The sequence below is a fragment of the Sphingomonas canaveralia genome (genome assembly GCF_047238125.1).
Classification (GTDB): domain Bacteria; phylum Pseudomonadota; class Alphaproteobacteria; order Sphingomonadales; family Sphingomonadaceae; genus JBDFMH01.
Genome location: NZ_JBDFMH010000001.1, coordinates 2,345,441 through 2,362,315, shown reverse-complemented (window position 1 = coordinate 2,362,315; position 16,875 = coordinate 2,345,441). Strand labels below are relative to the sequence as shown.

At 65.8% G+C, this 16,875-nt stretch carries 18 protein-coding genes and 1 pseudogene; 11 read left to right on the top strand and 8 right to left on the bottom strand.

The window, feature by feature from the left end; translation table 11 throughout:
* Positions 1-7: 7 nt before the first annotated feature.
* Positions 8-856 (bottom strand): ABC transporter ATP-binding protein, encoded by an 849-nt coding sequence (locus ABC347_RS11820; RefSeq protein ID WP_413245925.1) that lies wholly within the window; start codon positions 854-856, stop codon positions 8-10.
* Complete coding sequence (locus tag ABC347_RS11815; protein ID WP_413245924.1) at positions 853-1,944, bottom strand: ABC transporter permease; 1,092 nt, start codon at positions 1,942-1,944, stop codon at positions 853-855. Before ABC347_RS11815 ends, ABC347_RS11820 begins: the two co-directional genes overlap by 4 nt.
* Positions 1,945-2,034: 90 nt before the next feature.
* On the opposite strand from ABC347_RS11815, the gene ABC347_RS11810 reads away from it, so the two are divergent.
* Both ABC347_RS11810 and ABC347_RS11805 read left to right on the top strand, forming a co-directional pair.
* Positions 2,035-2,727: an HAD family hydrolase gene (locus ABC347_RS11810; protein WP_413245923.1), complete on the top strand. Its 693-nt coding sequence runs from the start codon at positions 2,035-2,037 to the stop codon at positions 2,725-2,727.
* A gap of 47 nt (positions 2,728-2,774) precedes the next feature.
* Positions 2,775-3,149, top strand: coding sequence for a hypothetical protein (locus ABC347_RS11805; protein WP_413245922.1), 375 nt, complete (start codon positions 2,775-2,777; stop codon positions 3,147-3,149).
* A gap of 12 nt (positions 3,150-3,161) precedes the next feature.
* Here the strand turns inward: ABC347_RS11805 and ABC347_RS11800 are convergent, their stop codons facing one another.
* Together ABC347_RS11800 and pgeF are read right to left on the bottom strand one after the other, a co-directional pair.
* Complete coding sequence (locus tag ABC347_RS11800) at positions 3,162-4,490, bottom strand: cystathionine gamma-synthase family protein (RefSeq protein WP_413245921.1); 1,329 nt, start codon at positions 4,488-4,490, stop codon at positions 3,162-3,164.
* Between the two features lie 58 nt (positions 4,491-4,548).
* Entirely contained in the window at positions 4,549-5,328 is a 780-nt protein-coding gene (gene pgeF / locus ABC347_RS11795) for a peptidoglycan editing factor PgeF (protein WP_413245920.1), read from the bottom strand.
* Between the two features lie 40 nt (positions 5,329-5,368).
* Between pgeF and ABC347_RS11790 the strand changes: the two genes are divergently transcribed.
* Complete coding sequence (locus ABC347_RS11790; RefSeq protein WP_413245919.1) at positions 5,369-5,704, top strand: putative toxin; 336 nt, start codon at positions 5,369-5,371, stop codon at positions 5,702-5,704.
* Complete coding sequence (locus ABC347_RS11785) at positions 5,704-6,222, top strand: HEAT repeat domain-containing protein (protein ID WP_413245918.1); 519 nt, start codon at positions 5,704-5,706, stop codon at positions 6,220-6,222. The genes ABC347_RS11790 and ABC347_RS11785 overlap by 1 nt, the downstream gene beginning before the upstream one ends.
* A 54-nt stretch (positions 6,223-6,276) precedes the next feature.
* On the opposite strand, the pseudogene ABC347_RS11780 reads toward ABC347_RS11785, so the two are convergent.
* Positions 6,277-7,092 (bottom strand): annotated as a pseudogene (locus ABC347_RS11780) (alpha,alpha-trehalose-phosphate synthase (UDP-forming)); the annotation flags it as partial.
* A 35-nt stretch (positions 7,093-7,127) separates the two neighbouring features.
* Here ABC347_RS11780 and ABC347_RS11775 point away from each other — a divergent pair.
* The gene (locus ABC347_RS11775; protein WP_413245917.1) at positions 7,128-7,844 is read left to right on the top strand and encodes an IS6 family transposase; all 717 of its coding nucleotides are present in this window, start codon (positions 7,128-7,130) and stop codon (positions 7,842-7,844) included.
* Positions 7,845-8,058: 214 nt separating this feature from the next.
* Here ABC347_RS11775 and ABC347_RS11770 read toward each other — a convergent pair whose 3' ends face one another.
* Genes ABC347_RS11770 through ABC347_RS11760 form a run of 3 tightly spaced genes read right to left on the bottom strand, consistent with a single transcriptional unit; the run spans position 8,059 to position 9,686 of the window.
* A complete protein-coding gene (locus tag ABC347_RS11770) occupies positions 8,059-8,838 on the bottom strand; it encodes a sulfite exporter TauE/SafE family protein (RefSeq protein ID WP_413245916.1) in 780 nt (259 codons plus the stop codon).
* A gap of 7 nt (positions 8,839-8,845) precedes the next feature.
* Positions 8,846-9,364 carry a rhodanese-like domain-containing protein gene (locus ABC347_RS11765; protein WP_413245915.1) on the bottom strand — a complete coding sequence of 173 codons (519 nt, stop codon included), beginning with the start codon at positions 9,362-9,364 and terminating at the stop codon, positions 8,846-8,848.
* A 4-nt stretch (positions 9,365-9,368) separates the two neighbouring features.
* Positions 9,369-9,686, bottom strand: coding sequence for an ArsR/SmtB family transcription factor (locus ABC347_RS11760; RefSeq protein ID WP_413243748.1), 318 nt, complete (start codon positions 9,684-9,686; stop codon positions 9,369-9,371).
* 68 nt (positions 9,687-9,754) lie between these two features.
* On the opposite strand from ABC347_RS11760, the gene ABC347_RS11755 reads away from it, so the two are divergent.
* The 6 genes from ABC347_RS11755 to ABC347_RS11730 all read left to right on the top strand — a co-directional run bounded on the left by ABC347_RS11755 (position 9,755) and on the right by ABC347_RS11730 (position 16,835).
* The gene (locus tag ABC347_RS11755; protein WP_413245914.1) at positions 9,755-10,630 is read left to right on the top strand and encodes an MBL fold metallo-hydrolase; all 876 of its coding nucleotides are present in this window, start codon (positions 9,755-9,757) and stop codon (positions 10,628-10,630) included.
* A 219-nt stretch (positions 10,631-10,849) separates the two neighbouring features.
* Complete coding sequence (locus tag ABC347_RS11750) at positions 10,850-11,047, top strand: hypothetical protein (RefSeq protein WP_413245913.1); 198 nt, start codon at positions 10,850-10,852, stop codon at positions 11,045-11,047.
* A 25-nt stretch (positions 11,048-11,072) separates the two neighbouring features.
* On the top strand, positions 11,073-12,482 hold the full coding sequence (locus ABC347_RS11745; protein WP_413245912.1) for a DUF2254 domain-containing protein: 1,410 nt from the start codon (positions 11,073-11,075) through the stop codon (positions 12,480-12,482).
* Positions 12,479-13,687, top strand: coding sequence for a hypothetical protein (locus tag ABC347_RS11740; protein ID WP_413245911.1), 1,209 nt, complete (start codon positions 12,479-12,481; stop codon positions 13,685-13,687). Before ABC347_RS11745 ends, ABC347_RS11740 begins: the two co-directional genes overlap by 4 nt.
* Complete coding sequence (locus ABC347_RS11735) at positions 13,687-15,042, top strand: chloride channel protein (protein WP_413245910.1); 1,356 nt, start codon at positions 13,687-13,689, stop codon at positions 15,040-15,042. The genes ABC347_RS11740 and ABC347_RS11735 overlap by 1 nt, the downstream gene beginning before the upstream one ends.
* Positions 15,039-16,835 (top strand): SLC13 family permease, encoded by a 1,797-nt coding sequence (locus ABC347_RS11730; protein WP_413245909.1) that lies wholly within the window; start codon positions 15,039-15,041, stop codon positions 16,833-16,835. Before ABC347_RS11735 ends, ABC347_RS11730 begins: the two co-directional genes overlap by 4 nt.
* Positions 16,836-16,875: the final 40 nt, after the last annotated feature.

Genomic DNA, 16,875 nt, shown 5'->3' with positions numbered 1-16,875 from the left:
CAGCGCGTCACGCCCCCACTCGCCCGTGCGCCGCTTCCGCGCCCGTCTGATCCCTGTCGTGGTCCGCCCGGTCGGCGGCGTCGGCCGCAACCCGGCCGCGCGGCCCGTTGAAATATTCCTGGATCCACGGATGATCCAACGCCAGCAGTTCCGGGATCGTTCCGACCGCGATCACCTTGCGATCGGCCAGCACCGCCACCCGATCGCAGATGGCGTACAGCGTATCCAGATCATGCGTGATCAGGAACACCGTCAGCCCCAGCGTTTCCTTCAGGCTGGCGATCAGCTCGTCGAACGCGGCCGCGCCGATCGGATCCAGGCCCGCGGTCGGCTCGTCGAGGAACAGGAGTTCGGGGTCGAGCGCCAGCGCGCGGGCCAGACCGGCGCGCTTGCGCATACCGCCCGACAGTTCGGACGGATATTTCGGCCCCGCCTCCACCGGCAGGCCCGACATCGCGATCTTGTAGCTGGCGATCTCATCGAGCAGCTTGGCGTCCAGCCGGCGATAATATTCGCGCAGCGGCACCTGGACATTTTCCGCGACGGTAAGCGTGGAAAACAGCGCACCGGCCTGGAACAGCACGCCCCAGCGGCGGCGCACATTGCGCGCCTCGGTGTCCTCGCGGCCGATCATCGGCTCGCCGAACACCTCGATCTCGCCTTCGGCCGGCTCCTGCAGCCCGATGATCGATCGCATCAGCACCGATTTGCCGGTGCCCGAACCACCGACCACGCCCAGAATCTCGCCGCGCTTCACCTCGAGGTCGAGGCCTTCGTGCACGATCTGATCACCGAACCGATTGGTCAGGTTGCGGACGGTGATCACCGTCCCATCGGTGTCGCAAGTCTGGCTCATATCCAGCCGATCGCCGAATAGAAGACCGCGAACACCGCATCGAGCACGATCACAAGGAAGATCGCCTGCACCACTGCGGCAGTGGTGCGCAGGCCCACTTCCTCGGCATTGCCCTTCACCTGCATGCCCTGAAAACAGCCCGCCATCGCAATGATCAGGCCGAACACCGGTGCCTTCAGCAGGCCCACCCACAGGTCGGTCAGCGGCACCACTTCCTTGATCCGCTGCACGAAGGTGATCGGCGGAATATCGAGCGAGATCCAGCAGAACAGCCCGCCGCCTACGATTGCCACTAGCGAGGAGTAGAAGCCCAGGAGCGGCATCAGCACCACGGTGGCCAGCACGCGCGGGAACACCAGCGCTTCCATCGGCGAGACGCCGATCGTGCGCATCGCATCCACTTCCTCGGCCAGCCGCATCGATCCGATTTGCGCGGCGAAGGCGGATCCGGAGCGGCCGGCGACCATGATCGCGGTCATCAGCACGCCCAGTTCGCGCAGCGTGATCCGCCCGATCAGGTTGATCGCGAACACTTCCGCCCCGAACTGGCGCAGCTGCACCGCGCCCTGCTGCGCAATCACGATGCCGATCAGGAAGCTCATGAGCCCGACGATGCCCAGCGCCTCGACGCCGACCACTTCGAACTGGCGCGCGATCGCATTGCCACGGAAGCGGCGGGGATGGCGGATGATCGCCCAGGCGCTGACGAGCACCGCGCCGAAGAAGCCCAGCAGCCCGACCAGCGTATGCCCCGCCTGCGCCACCGCACCGCCGACCTGGCCCAGCACGCGCAGGAAGGGGGGCGTGCGATCTGGCCGGATCTTGGCGGGCCGATCCCCTTCGGCTACCTGCGCCAGCAGGCGGGTCGCATCCTGATCCGCGCCGGTCACTTCCGCGCCGCTGTCGCGCACCAGCCGGTGGACGAGCCATGCGCCGACCGTATCGATCCGCTCGACCCCCGACAGATCGACCGTGGCGGGCTTCAGCCCTTCCAACCGGGCCGGCAGATCGCGCATCCGGGCAAGCGTCAGCGTGCCGCCCAAGCGGAGCACATCGCCATCCTCGGTGATTGTCGCGGCCCCGCTCATCGCGCGTTCTTCTGAACCGGGATTGGCGCGCGGGCAAGCATCGGCTTGAGAGACGCTTGCGGCGGCGTAACAGTTCCCTATTCCGGCCCCATGCAGCGCATCGCCATCTACGACATGGACAAGACGATCACCGTCCACCCGACCTATGCCCGCTTCCTGGCGCATGCCGCGCGCGCTCTGGCGCCATGGCGACTCGCGCTCGCGCCGCTATCGGTGGGGCCGGGGCTGGCCTATCTCGCCAAGGCGATCGATCGCGGCCGGCTGAAGGAAATCAACCAGCGGCTGCTGCTTGGCCGGCATCTCGATCCGGCCGAGCTGGCCGGCGTCGTCACCGATTTCGCGCGCACGACACTGGCGACCAACATCCGCCCCGGTGCGCTGGCGCGGATCGCCGACGAGCGCGCCGCCGGCTACCGGATGGTGCTGGCGACCGCATCCTACCGGCTTTATGCCGAGGCGATCGGCCGCGCGGCTGGGTTCGACGATGTCATCGCCACCGCATCGCTGGCCGGGCTCGATGGCCGGCTGCGCCCGAAGATCGACGGCGAGAATTGCTACGGCCCGGCGAAGCTGCGGATGGTGCAGGCCTGGCTGGAAGCGCAGGGCATCGCGCGGTCCGATGCGCATATCCGCTTCTATTCGGATCATGTGTCCGACGCGCCGGTGCTGGAGTGGGCGGACGAAGGCTATGCGGTGCATCCGTCGCCCGCGCTCGCAGCGCTGGCGGCCACGAAGGGGTGGCCGGTGATGGACTGGGGAACGGGCAGCCGCGGCCGCGGTTGACAGGCAAGGCGCGGCGCGAGCACGCTTTTACGCCAGGAGTCAGACCCATGCGTACTTTCGGCCCGATCATCACGCTGCTGCTGGCGGCGGCACCGACCGCGTTGTTCGCGCAGGTATCGGCACCCGTCGCCGGCGGCGCGCGTGACACGATGACGACCGGCATTGTCGATCCGCCGCCGCCTGCGCCGGCTGCTACTTTCGATCCGCAGACCGAGCTGTTTCGCGAGCAGCTGCGCGAAGCCCGGCGCGCGGCCCGGCGGCAGGCGCGCGAGACGGCAGCCGATCAGCTGGATCGTACGCGCAGCAGCGGCCAGAGCGCGATCGTGCCGCCGCTTTCCGCCCCGGGCGTGCCGGCGCCCGGCGGCATCGGCCCTGCAGGCGTGCCGGGATCGATGTCGCCGCCGCCCGGAGGCGGCGGCTGACGGCGGCGCGGATCAGACCAGCTTCAGCGCCTGCTCGAAATCGGCGATCAGGTCGTCCGCATTCTCGACCCCGATCGAGATGCGCACCAGATTGTCGGTGATGCCCAGATCCAGCTTGCGCTGATCGGGCACGGACAGGTGCGTCATCCCCGCGGGATGGCTCGCCAGCGTCTCGGTGCCGCCCAGGCTGACGGCGAGCTTGGCGATCTTCAGCGCATCGAGGAAGGCGAAGCTCTCGCGCTCGCCGCCCTTCAGATAGAGCGAGAAGGTCGATCCCGCGCCGGTGCAATGCCGCTGGTAGATGTCGGCCTGGCGCGATCCTTCTTCGAGGAAGCCGAGATAGCCGACGGTCTCCACCTTGGGGTGATCGCGCAGATAGGCGCAGACCTTCTCCGCATTCTCGCCCGCGCGGCTCATCCGCAGCTCCAGCGTTTCCAGCGAACGCAGCAGCATCCAGGCGGTGTTGGGATCGGTGATCGTGCCGATCGTGTTGCGCATTGCGCGGATCGGATCGAGCACCGCCTTCGAGCCGACCGCGCCGCCCGCCACCAGATCCGAATGGCCGCCGGCATATTTGGTCAGGCTGTACAGCACCAGATCGGCACCATGCTTCAGCGGTTGCTGCCACAGCGGGCCGAGGAAGGTGTTGTCGATCACGATCGGCGGCTTTTCACCGGTGAAGATCGCGTCGCGGCTGGCGCGCACCGCCTGCACGTCGACCAGCGCGTTGGTCGGGTTGGCGGGGCTTTCCAGATAGATCATCGCCACGCGGCCGGAGGCGTTGGCGCGCGCCATGATCGCATCGATCTGCGCCCGCGTGGCGCCGGCCGGGAAGTCCAGCCAATGCACGCCGAACCGGCCCAGCACCTTGCCGATCAGCGTCTCGGTTGCGGCATAGAGCGGCGCCGAATGGACGATGGTATCGCCGGGGCGGACGTTGGCCAGCAGCACGGTCGCGATCGCCGCCATGCCGGACGAGAAAGTCAGCGCATCCTCGGCATCCTCCCAGATGCCCAGCCGATCCTCCAGGATTTCCTGGTTCGGCCCGTTGAAGCGCGAATAGACCAGCCCTTCCGCGCCACCGGGGCGCTTGCCGGTCACGCCTTCGAAGTGGCGCTTGCCCGCGGCCGCATTCTCGAACACGAAGGTCGATGTCAGAAAGATCGGCGGCTTCAGCGACCCTTCGGACAGCGCCGGATCGAAGCCATGGCCCATCATCAGCGTGGACGGGCTGAGCTTGCGGCCGCCGATCTCCATCACCTCTGGCTTGGGGCGGCGGCGCGGGGTGGCGCTGGTCAGATCGGCTTCGGTTTCCTGCGGGGCCTTGGGGGGCGTCGCCATCGCGGCTTCCTTCGAGAGATGGTTTCGTTCGTTACTTCCTTAGCCGCGACGCCCCGGTTCAGGCCAGCCCGATCAGGCTGATCTGCCGGCCATAGCCGGACTCGCCGCGATGGGTCGCGCGACGATAGCTGAAGAAGCGCGCCGGATCGGCATAGGTGTCCAACCCCAGCGCCGCGATCCGCCGCACGCCGGCCGCCGCCAGCCGGGCGGTGACATAGGCTTCGATATCGAACTGGTGGCGGCCGGCGCGCCCTTCGGCGAAGAAGCGCTCGTTCGCGGGATCGTCCGCCTCGAACCGCGCACGGAACGCATCGTCGACTTCGTAGGAGGCGCGTGCGATGCAGGGGCCGATCGCAGCGACGATGCCGTCGCGCGACGCGCCCAGCCTTTCCATCGCGGCCAGCGTGGCATCGGTCACCCCGCCGATCGCGCCTTTCCAGCCGGCATGCGCGGCGCCCACCACGCCGGCCGCGTGATCGGCCAGCAGCACGGGCACGCAATCCGCGGTCAGGATGCCCAGCAGCAGCCCCGGCCGATCGGTGACGAGCGCATCGGCGTGCGGGCGCGCGTCGTCTGCGAACGGCGCGGTTACCGCGACCGCCTCGGCCGAATGGACTTGGTGCAGCGTCACCAGCGCCGCCCCCGGCAGCACCGCATCCACCGCGCGCCGGCGATTCTCACGGATCGCATCGCGGTCGTCGTCCGATCCCAGGCCGACGTTCAGTCCGGCATGGATGCCGGTCGATACCCCACCCCCGCGGCCAAGAAAGCCATGCGGCAGGCCAGCCAGCGACGGTGCGGGGATGGGGATGGGGATGATTGGGAAAGCGGCATTCATAGTCCGCGCCTACACCAGCCTACGGCGCCTGCGAAGGCTGATGGGCGCCAAGTCGCCGCTACGAGGATGCTTTGTTTGGCCTCCTGGTAACGGGCCGAAGGTCGGTATCCGTATTCTCGGCAGCAACCAGTTACGCTTCCGGGATGCAATCGACCTTAAGGGTGCGCGGCTGATCGAGTCGAAAAATGTCGCGTATCAAGGTTATACTCGTCAGCTCCGCGACTACGCCGCTTACGCAAACTACAAGGAGTTCACGTTCGAGCTATACGTGCGCGGGCCGCTTCATCCCAGCGGTCAAACGATCCTGAGCGGCCCACTTGAAGCGGCCATCCGCTCGGGCATTATCAAGCCCAAATTTATACCGGGAACTTTCTAATGACCATTAAGCGACGCAAGGTTGGAGCGTGGGATTTGATGCAGGAGCTGCAGCGAGATCCCGAGTGGGTGGAGCGGGACCGTAAACGTCAGGAGAAACATCAAGCATCCGTGGATGCGTTGCAGGCGGAGATGACACCGGAGGAGCAACTCTTCGAGCGAGACTTAGCTGCTGTGGGGAGCCATCTGACGTCGGTCTTCGAGATGGTGAACACGAGCGATAGCTACCCTGAAGCGATCCCGATCCTGCTGAAGCACCTTCCGGTCACGTCCCATCCGGTCCTTCGCCAAGCCATCGGGCGGGCGCTAGCGGTTGCCGAAGCCGAGGGTTTGGCAGGCCCGAAGCTGCTGACGGAACTTCGTCGTGAGCATGATGCCGAGACGCGCTGGGTGTTCGCGAACACGCTGACGATCGTTGCGGATCGCAAGGATACGGAACAGCTAAGGGAGATGGTGGATGATCCAAGCTATGAGGATGTGCGAGAACGGCTCCATCAGGCACTGAAGAACGTATTGTAAGATGCCGATGACGGCAAAAGCTTGATGATTGCACCACCGGTCTGATCCACAGGCTCAGTCGGCGGCGAGGCGATCGGTGAAGCGCTTGCGCCACCAGATCACATCTTCATCACAGATGTTGCGGAACAGCTTGGTCCAGCGGGCGATCCGCTCCTCGCGGGGCATGGCCAATGCGCGATCGATCGCGTCAGCGATGTCGTCAGGGCTGTAGGGATTGACGAGTAGCGCATCTTCCAATTGCGCTGCGGCCCCGGCGAAGCGCGACAGCACCAGCACGCCGGGATCCTCCGGATCCTGTGCGGCGACATATTCCTTGGCGACGAGGTTCATGCCGTCGCGCAGCGGCATGACGAGGCCGATCCGCGCGGCGCGATAGACGCCGGCCAGCACGTTGCGCGGGAAACCCTGGTTCACATAGCGCAACGGCACCCAGTCGATATCGGCGAACGCACCGTTGATCCGGCCGGACTGGGCATCCAGCGCGGCGTGGATATCGCGGTAGCTCTGGACGGTCGCGCGCGACGGCGGCGCGATCTGCAGCATGAAGACGTTGGCATGCGCATCGGGCCGCGTTTCGAGATAGCGCTGATAGCCGTTGAACCGTTCCTCGAGCCCTTTGGAATAATCGAGCCGGTCGACGCCCGCAATCAGCTTGCGGCCGATTGCGCTGTCGACCATGCGGGCATGCGTATCCAGCGCCTGCGCGCTGCCCGCGCTGGCGATGAATTCGCGCGCGTCGATCCCGATCGGGCAGGCGATCGCGCGGATCGTACGGCCGCCGACCGTGACCCGATCGTCTGTCCCGATCGTCCCGCCCATTTCGCGGATCACGTAATCGTGGAAGGTCTCAAGCGGCTCAGTCAAACCAAATGCACCTGCTGTGTCGGCGCGGTAAGGGCAGTACCATGCCTTGCGCCTGCAAACCCGCATCGCCGTTCCGCTACTTCAACTCGTCGCCCGAGGTGATCCGCCTGGTGGTGCTGATGTATGTCCGCTTCCCGCTGTCGCTGCGCAACGTCGAGGACCGGCTGTTCGAGCGCGGGATCGACATCTGCCACGAGACGGTGCGGCTCTGGTGGAACAGGTTCGGTCCGCTGTTTGCCGGTGACATCCGCCGGGCGCGGGTGAGCCGGATGCGTGGCTTCCGACACTGGCGGTGGCACCTGGACGAGATGTACGTGAAGCTGAACGGCGAGATGGTCTACCTGTGGCGGGCCGTCGACCATGAAGGGGAAGTGCTCGAGAGCTACGTGACGAAGAGCCGCGACAAGACGGCGGCGCTATCCTTCATGAAGAAGGCACTCAGGCGCCACGGCTCACCCAAAGCGATCACCACCGACGGCTTGCGCAGCTACGGGGCGGCGATGGACGAGCTAGGCTGCCGCGATCGTCAGGAGGTTGGTCGCTGGGCGAACAGCCGGGTCGAGAACAGCCATCTTCCGTTCCGACGAAGGGAGCGGGCGATGCTGCGGTTCTGCCAGATGAAGAGCTTGCAGAAGTTCGCCTCGGTCCACGCCAACGTCCACAATCACTTCAACCTCGAGCGCCATCTCATCGATCGCAAAGCCTACCGGGAACGACGCTCCGCCGCCTTGGCGGAGTGGCAAGGCCTTGCCAGCTAGGCTGCCACCTTCAAGAGCGACGTGTCTCCAACGGAGACAAGTTCGCGTTAGACTGACAGCACCTTCGCAGCCGATGTACGGACGTAGCGCATTGAGTGTCTGGGATTGGGTCGGTGCAGCAGGGAGTGGCTTCGCGCTGGTGGCATAACCGTTCCCTTGCGATACCTCTGATCAAAGGCTGGTGTGGCATTACCTTGCTATGCAGGCACGTGAATTAAGCTGACTGCGCGATGACATAGGTACCGATCGCAATGACGACAGCGGCGAATCCCCGTTCGAGCAGTCCTTTGCGGGTGCCAAGAACCTTACTTAGCGCCATGCCGCCGATCGTTCCGGCGACGCCACCTGCGACCAGCAGCGCGGTAATGCCCCAATCGACCATACCTGACAGGGCGTAAGAGGAAGCGGTGGTCAACCCGAGCGCGCTCACGACGACCAGCGACGTGCCGATCGCCAAGGGCAGCGGCATCGCTGTCGCGATGATGAGCCCAGGCACGATCAGAAACCCGCCCCCGATCCCGAAGAAGCCGGCAGCAAGCCCGACACCCAGCCCAATTGGAACAAGGCGCGGTAGCAGCGTTGCGGCGCTTTCACGGGTCAGCCGCACGTCCGGCGCTTCGGCTGTGCGGCGTTTGCGCAGCGCTGACAGCCCGACTCCGATCATCAGCGACCCGAATAGAACCAGCAGCCGCTTGCCGTCGAACGCCTTGCCCAGTTCGGCACCCAGCGCCGCGCCTATCATGCCCGAAACCGCAAACACGCCGGCGCACCGCCACTTCACACGGCCAGCGCGGGCATGGCCGATCAAACTGGCGAGCCCGTTAACAGTCACGGCGACAGCGGCCGTCCCGATCGCGGCGTGCGGCGAACCGATCCCGACGACATAGATCAGAAGCGGCACCGCGAGGATCGACCCGCCCCCGCCGACGAGGCCGAGGATCAGGCCGATCACGCCGCCCGATGCAAGTGCGGCAACGACGGCGGCGGTGTCCATGATCGCCTCAGGCCGCCGAGCGCCGGTTCCAAGGCATGACGCGCAGGAGGTTGGCCATTCCGCACCACCCCGTTACCCCCGCGAACATCAACCCTGCGCCGACGAAGGCGGAAAGGCCGAAGAAAACAGGCGCGACGAACATGCCCAGCAGCACGCCGAGCAGCACCAGCACGCCGGCGGCGATCTGGACCTGCCGCATGATCTCAAGCGGCTGCGATCGATCGGCGACGATGGGTTGCCCGGCCTTTCGCCACGCATCCAAACCACCCCCAAGGATGTAGGCTGGGGCGCCGCCCGCTGCTGCGCCAAGTGGAGCCGCATTGGCAGCAGTGCGCATCCCCGACTTGCAGTGAAAGACGACCGGGCGGCCGTCGCGCGGCAGGTCGCCGATCCGGTCGAGCGGCACGTTCAGCGCGCCAGGGATGCGCTCGCGCGCATGCTCGTCGGCACCGCGAATGTCGATCAGCCGCGCTCCCGCATCAATCACTGCTCGGGTGTCGGCGGGGGAAAGGGTTGCAAGCGTCATCGCATCAATCCTTGCAATAGAGCTGGTAGAGGGTGGCGAGCAGCGTTTCGACGCGCGGGTCGGCAATGGCGTACCAGAGCGTCTGGCTCTCTCGCCGGTAGGTGACGAGGCCCTCGTTGCGCATCTTCGCGAGGTGCTGCGAGCAAGCCGACTGCGACAGGCCGACATCGCGCGCCAGATCACCGACCGTTACCTCGCCATGCTCGACCAGCTTGCACAGCAGCATCAGCCGGCGCGCATTGCTAATCGCCTTCAGCGTGTCGGCCACCTGTCCGGCCTTCGCTTCGAATGTCGGCAGGTCCATCGGCGATTTAAGCATCATCGCTACTCCATTAGATATTGCTTATATAGCATTGCCTAATATATTAGCAAGTGCTAACGGAGGAAATGATGACTGAGCCCTTCATCGAGGCGTTCTTCGACGAACCGACGAACACGATCAGCTACCTCGTCGGCGATCCCACGACGCGGACCGCGGCGGTGATCGATCCGGTGCTCGACTTCGACATGGCGAGCGGCGTCGCCGATACGCGCTCGGCCGAGCGTATCATCGCCTTCGCCCGCGAGCAGAACTGGCGGATCGCGATCGTGCTGGAAACGCATGCCCATGCCGATCACCTGTCGGCAGCACCCTTTATCAAGGCGCACACCAGCGCTTGTATCGGGATCGGTGCGCATATTCGCGACGTTCAGAAAATCTTTCGCCCCGTGTTCGCGATGGACGACCTGCGGACGGACGGATCGGATTTCGACCGGCTGTTCTACGATGGCGACCGCTTCGCGATCGGCGGACTGCAAGTCGATGTCCTGCACGTCCCCGGCCACACGCCGGCCGATGTCGCTTATCTAATTGGCGATGCGGCCTTCGTTGGCGATACCCTATTCATGCCTGATTATGGCACCGCCCGTGCCGACTTCCCAGGCGGAGACGCGCGTACGCTCTATCGATCGATCCGCCGGCTACTCGCTCTGCCCGACGAGACGCGGCTGTTCCTATGCCACGACTACAAGGCTCCAGGTCGCGACGATTATCGCTGGGAGACGACGGTGGGTGAGCAGCGACGATCGAGCGTCCACGTCCACGACGGCGTAAGCGAGGACGAGTTCGTCGCCATGCGCGAGCAGCGCGATGCCGGACTTTCCGTGCCCAAACTCCTGCTGCCGTCGATCCAGGTCAACATTCGCGCGGGCCATTTCAATGAGGCCGAAGCGAACGGTGTCACTTACCTTCGTATCCCGGTGAAGTGGCATAATTCGGGACGCTGAACCGCCGTCTTGGAGCTTGTATAAGTGACACAACCGTCCGGTTTCAACACCAACGCGCAAACGACCGGTTCCCGCGAGGTTTGGGCTGTCGGAAGTCCGCATCGAGTCGTTTGCGTTGGGAGCTAGCTGACCATCCTGTTCATCCCACGATCTGCAACTGATCCGTACCTGCCGAGATGAACAAGCGTCCGCTTCCAAGAAGGCGTGGTATGCGGTCGGATGATCGCTTCTGGTGTCTGGCCAACGCAGCGCTACGACTTGGTCGCACCGGTGACGCTGATCTGGGTGCTCGCGCGGCGGCAAATGGGCCTGCCGCACGGTTCGGCGCGTTCGGTCATTCTGGCGGCGACCTATGTCGTCGTGCTGTTCTCGGTGATTGTGCAGGCAGGCACGATCAGCGGGTGCTGGGACGACTGAACACGGCCAAGGCGGAGACCGACTCATGAAAGCTCGCCTGCTGCGCCTCTCCAACGATCTGCGCGAAAGCTACTGGTTCGTGCCGACGATCATGGCTGTGGCCGCGCTGCTGCTGGCGCTGGCGATGGTCTACTTGGACAGCCACGCCGGCTCGCCTTGGATGGACGGAATGCCGTGGCTTTACGCGGCCCGGCCGGACGGCGCGCGCAGCCTGTTGTCGGCGATCGGCGGCTCGATGATCGGCGTCGCCGGCACGACCTTTTCTGTCACGATCGCGGCGGTCGTCTATGCCTCTGGGCAATACGGCCCCCGGCTGCTGAGCAACTTCATGTCCGATCGCGGCAATCAGGTGACGCTAGGCACGTTCATCGCGACCTTCGTTTACTCGTTGATCGTTCTGCGCACGATCCGCTCGGCTGGCGAGAGCGGGGCCGGGACGCCGGCATTCGTGCCACAGCTCGCGCTGCTCGTGGCGCTGATCCTTGTCCTCTGCTCGATCGCGGTGCTGATCTTCTTCATTCACCACGTGCCGATGCGGATCCACATCAACAATGTGATCGAGCGGATCGGCGATCGGCTGATCGAGGAGATCGACCGCCGTTTCCCCGTCTTCGTGGGCGTCCCGCTGGAGGAAAGATCTGACGATCCGCGCGTGCCCGCCGCCTTTCGCGAGGACGCGAGCCGCGCGGATTGCGAACGCCGCGCGCCCGTCCGTACCAAGCACACCGGCTACATCCAACTGATCGACGAACGCACCCTGCTGGACACCGCACGCGAGCACGACCTCGTCATCCGCCTCCAGTATCAATCGGGCGATTTCTGCCACAGGGGCAGCGTGCTGCTGGAAGCATGGCCCGCCGAACGTTGCGACGAGGATGCCGCTACAGCCCTGCGGGGCGCGTTCGCGGTCGGGTCACGGCGCACCGCGTTGCAAGACCTGCGTTTCCTGATCGACGAACTGGTCGAGATTGCGGCCCGCGCACTGTCGCCCGGCGTCAACGACCCATTCACCGCCAACAGCTGCCTCGACTGGCTGGGGGCCGCGATGGCAGAACTCGCTCGGCGCGATCTGCCGTCACGCTTGCGCGCCGACGGCGACGGCGCACTGCGGGTCATCGCGCACCCGATGAGCTTTTCCGGCTTCATCGACCGCGCGTTCGGCGCGCTGGCGCAATATGCCAGCGCAGACATGATCGCCGGCAAGCGATTCGTGAACGCGCTGGGCGACGTAGCCCTTAGCTGCGATGATGAGGGGCGGATCGCCACGTTGGTACAACAGACCCGCGATTTCCGCGCGCTCGCCGAGGGCGCACTCGACGGCGCCTGCCGCGATGCCGTGCTAGCGCGCGCCGACGACCTACTCCGGGCGCTGGCTGAACCGGATTACAAGCGTCGTCTGCGCGACGGCAACGCCTGGTTGGGAGGAACCGCATGATCGTCGCCATCGCGCTGGTCGTTGCCGTCATTGTCGGGCTGGCGCTGACGTTCGGCAGGTTCGCGCGTTCGGACAGTTGGCGCGCGACGGTGACCCCGCTCGCCTCGATCATCGGCTCGGGATTCCTGATCTGCGGGCCGCTGCTGGCCCGCGAGTTCGGCGGCGCGGCGCTCGGTGCAATGGCCGTGCTGCTGGCGATCGCCTATGCTGCCGGCTGGGTAATCCGGTTCAACATCGTCAACGTCGAGCCGCATCTGGCTGCGGCGCGGTTCAACGATCCGGTCGCATGGCTGGCACGGATCACCCAGGGCGTGCTGGCGCTCGCCTATGCGGTGTCGGTCGCCTATTATCTCAAATTGCTCGCCGAGTTCTCGCTGAAACCGATCGCGATCGATCCCGCATCCCAGCCGCTAGCCGCCAACATCATCGTTACCGTCCTGATCCTGATGATGACGCTGCTGGCGCTGGGCGGCAATCTGCGCAAGGTCGAGCATCTGGCGCATGGCACCGTCTCGATCAAGATCGGGATCATCGCGGGGCTGCTCGCTGCGCTCGGCATCGCCTGGGCAATGAACGACGCGGGCGACCCGCTGCCGCCCGTCAAGCTGTCGTTCGCCAGCGTGCCGATGCTGCTCGGCCTGCTCATCACGGTGCAGGGGTTCGAGACGTCGCGCTACCTCGGCCACGCTTATCCCGCCGAATTGCGGGTCCGCACGATGCGCCACGCGCAGTGGATTTCGTCTGCAATCTATCTCGCCTTCATCGCGCTGCTGACCCCGTTCCTCAGCCGCGCCGCCGCGACCGAGGGTGTGGCTGGCATCCTCGACATCATGGAACTGATCGCACCAGCGCTAGGTATTTTCGTGCTGGCCGGCGCGGTATCAAGCCAGCTGAGCGCCGCCGTCGCCGACTCGATCGGATCCGGCGGGCTGGTCAACGAAGTGTCGCGGCACAAGGTCAGCGTGCCGCTCGCCTTCGCGCTGGCAGGCGCGCTCGCTATCGTCATTGTCTGGCTGACCGACCCGTTCGAGGTGGTGGCGCTGTCGTCGCGCGCCTTCGCGCTATTCTATGCGTTGCAATGCGCGTTGGCGCTGATCGTGTCGGTCAAGGATGGCCAAGGCACGGCGGCGCAGCGGATCGGCTTCGTCGCGATCGGGCTCGTGTGCCTCGTCGCCACGGCGGTCGGCGCACCTGCGGAGGGATGATGACGCCACGATTGCCAGAACAGGCGCGCGACCTGCTGCGTCAGCATGGCCCGACCGCGCCGGTGTGGCGAAGGCGCGTCGCGATCCTGGGCGGAGCGGTTACGATCGGTCTGGTCGCGCTCGGCTTCGCTCACCTCGCCGACTGGGCGGGCGAGCGGTTCGTCGCGCTGGTCGCACGGTGGTGGTGGGCGCCCCTGATCGTGACGCCGTTAGGGTATGCCGCCATCGCCTGGTTGACCGCGCGTGTCGCCCCGGCCGCGCGGGGATCGGGGATCCCGCAGGTCATGGCGGCGACCCGCGATCCAAATCACGCGATGGGCGCGCTCGTCTCGGCGCGGACGGTCATCGTCAAGCTCGTCCTGACGATCGGCACTTTGCTCGTCGGCGCATCGACCGGCCGGGAGGGACCAACCGTACAGGTCGCTGCCGCGATCATGGGCTACGCCCATCGGCTGATGGCGATCCCGTTGCGCGCATCGGTGTTCATCGCCGGTGGCGCTGCAGGCATTGCAGGGGCCTTCAACACGCCGCTGGCCGGCGTTGCCTTCGCCATCGAAGAGCTGGCCGCTGCCTATGAGCAGCGCATGACGCTGCTGGTCATGACCGCGGTGCTGATCGCCGGCATGACCAGCCTGGGCCTGTCGGGCGACTACGTCTATTTCGGTGTCATGCGGCAGACGCTGTCGGTTCGCGAGACGATGCTGGCCGCCCCTGTCGCGGGCGTTTTGGGCGGGCTTTTGGGCGCGTTCTTCTCGCGTGCCGTGCTGGCGACCGGCAGGACGAGTTGGGCGCCCGTTGCTCGGCTGCGCGCGAGGCCAGCGCTGTTCGCCGGATCCCTCGGTCTGATCGTGGCGATCATCGGCGTCGGCAGCGGCCTGACCTGGGGAACGGGCTATGGCGCGGCGCGGGCGATCATCACTGGTGCTGATACACCGCACTGGTTCGGTATCGCGAAGCTGGCGACGACGCTGGCGACTGCGGTGTCGGGAATGCCGGGCGGCATCTTCGCGCCATCGCTCTCAGTGGGTGCCGGGGTCGGCGATATGCTGCGGTGGGCGTTCCCAACCTATCCGGGCGGCGCGATCGTACTACTGGGCATGGTCGCCTATTTTACCGGCGTTGTCCGCGCGCCGCTGACCGCGGTCATCATCATCTCCGAGACGACGGCGAGCCGGGGATTGATGATGCCGCTGCTTGCATCGGCGCTGATCGCGGACGGGGTCGCGCAGACCGTGTCGAAGGAGCGGCTCTACCACGCGCTCTCGCAGACGTTTCTCCCGCCGGACGATCAACGCGAGCACGCCAGCGAGACCGATGACCCGCCTGGCAGGTCATCGTCGAAGGCCAGTAATTGAACGTCCTGCTTGCCACGCCGTCCGCCCACGCAATCGGCGCGATGCTGCTGACGGCGGCCATGTTCTACGGCTTCGTCTCGGGCCGCGCGCGGGTAGAAATCATCTCGCTGTTGACGATCAGTGCGATCGCGCTTGGCCTCTACTGGTTTCCATTGCCCGGCCGATCGCCGACCGACGGACTAAAACTCGCGTTCGAGGGGTTCGGCCACTACGCGCTCATCACGATCTGCGCGCTGATGGTGCTGGGGCGCGGGCTGGTGACCACCGGCGCGCTCGAACCCGCGGCACGATTGCTGACGCGGGTCTGGCGCTTCAACCGGCAGGTCGGCCTGCTCGTCACATTGCTGCTGGCGTTCGGCATGAGCATGATGGTCAACGACACGCCGGTTCTCGTCCTGATGCTGCCGGTGATGGCGGCGATCGCGGCAAATGGCGGGATGCCCGCGTCTCGCACGCTGATCCCGGTGAACAGTGCGGTGCTGATCGGCGGCATGTCGACAACCATCGGCACCTCAACCAACCTCTTGGTCGTGTCGATCGCCGGCGATCTCGGCCTGCCGCCGATGTCGGTGTTCCACTTCACGCCCATCGTGCTGCTGGCGGCACTCGTGGCACTGCCGTTCATCTGGCTGGTGATGCCGCGCCTGCTACCGGACAATTCGGTCGCGGCGGGTCACGAGCCCCGGCGGTTCATCGCGCTGCTGCGGCTGGGCGAGACGTCGGTCGCGCATGATCTGCCGTGGGATCAGGTCGCCGCCAGGCTGCCCGCAGATGTCGAAATCCTCGCCGACATTTCCGCGGGCCGATTGCCGGTCCGCGCTTCGCATGCGGCGCTGGAGGAGACGATGCGCATCCTCGGTGCCACCGCCGCGCCCACTTGGCTGATGGAGCGACTGGCCAGCGGTTATGCGACGACCGGCGAGGACCTGATCGTCGCCGAGTTGGCGGTGACGAAGGACTCCCCGTTGGTCGGCAGGGGCGTCTCGTCCGCGAATGTCGCCGAATTGTACAATGTCGCCATCCTTGGCGTGCATCGCGCGGAGCGGCCGTGGATCGCGCCACCCGTCGCAGACGCCGCGACCAAGAACCCGTTCGACGAGGGCGACATCCTGCTGGTGGCCGGTGCGCTCGCCGGTATCGAGCGGATGGCGCTGGCCGAGAACATGCTCGTCCTCGACGGGGCGAAGGAATTGCCCCGGACGTCGAAGGCGCCGCTCGCCCTCGCGATCATGGCGGCGGCCGTGGTCCCGGCCAGCTTCGGACTCGTGCCGATCGCCATTTCCGCTCTCGGCGGCGCGATCGCGATGCTGGTGACGGGCTGCGTCCGCTTCGACCGTATCAGCCGGGCGCTGTCGGCCAAGGTCGTCGTGCTGGTGGCCGCCAGCATCGCAATCGGTCGCATCGTACTGGAAAGCGGGGCGGCGACGTGGTTGAGCGAGCTGATCGCGCTCGGGCTGCAGTTCCTGCCGCCGGCAGGCGTGCTGGCGGCGGTCATGCTGTTCGTCACGGTGCTTACCAACTTCGCGTCGAACACGACGGCGGCTGCGGTCGGAACGCCGATCGCTTTCAGCTTAGGGCACCAATTGGCGATTCCGGTCGAGCCGCTGGTCCTCGCCGTCTTGTTCGGCTGCAATCTTTGCTATGCAACCCCGGTCGCCTATCAGACCAACATGCTCATCATGTCAGCCGGAGACTACAGATTTCGGGATTACACCCGCACCGGTCTGCCACTCGTCGCAATCATGGTGGTGACCTTGTCCGGGTTGTTGGTGCTTCGCTACGGCCTCTACTGAAGGGCAGTCACAGGAACTGTAAATAGGTCTTGGGGCGCCC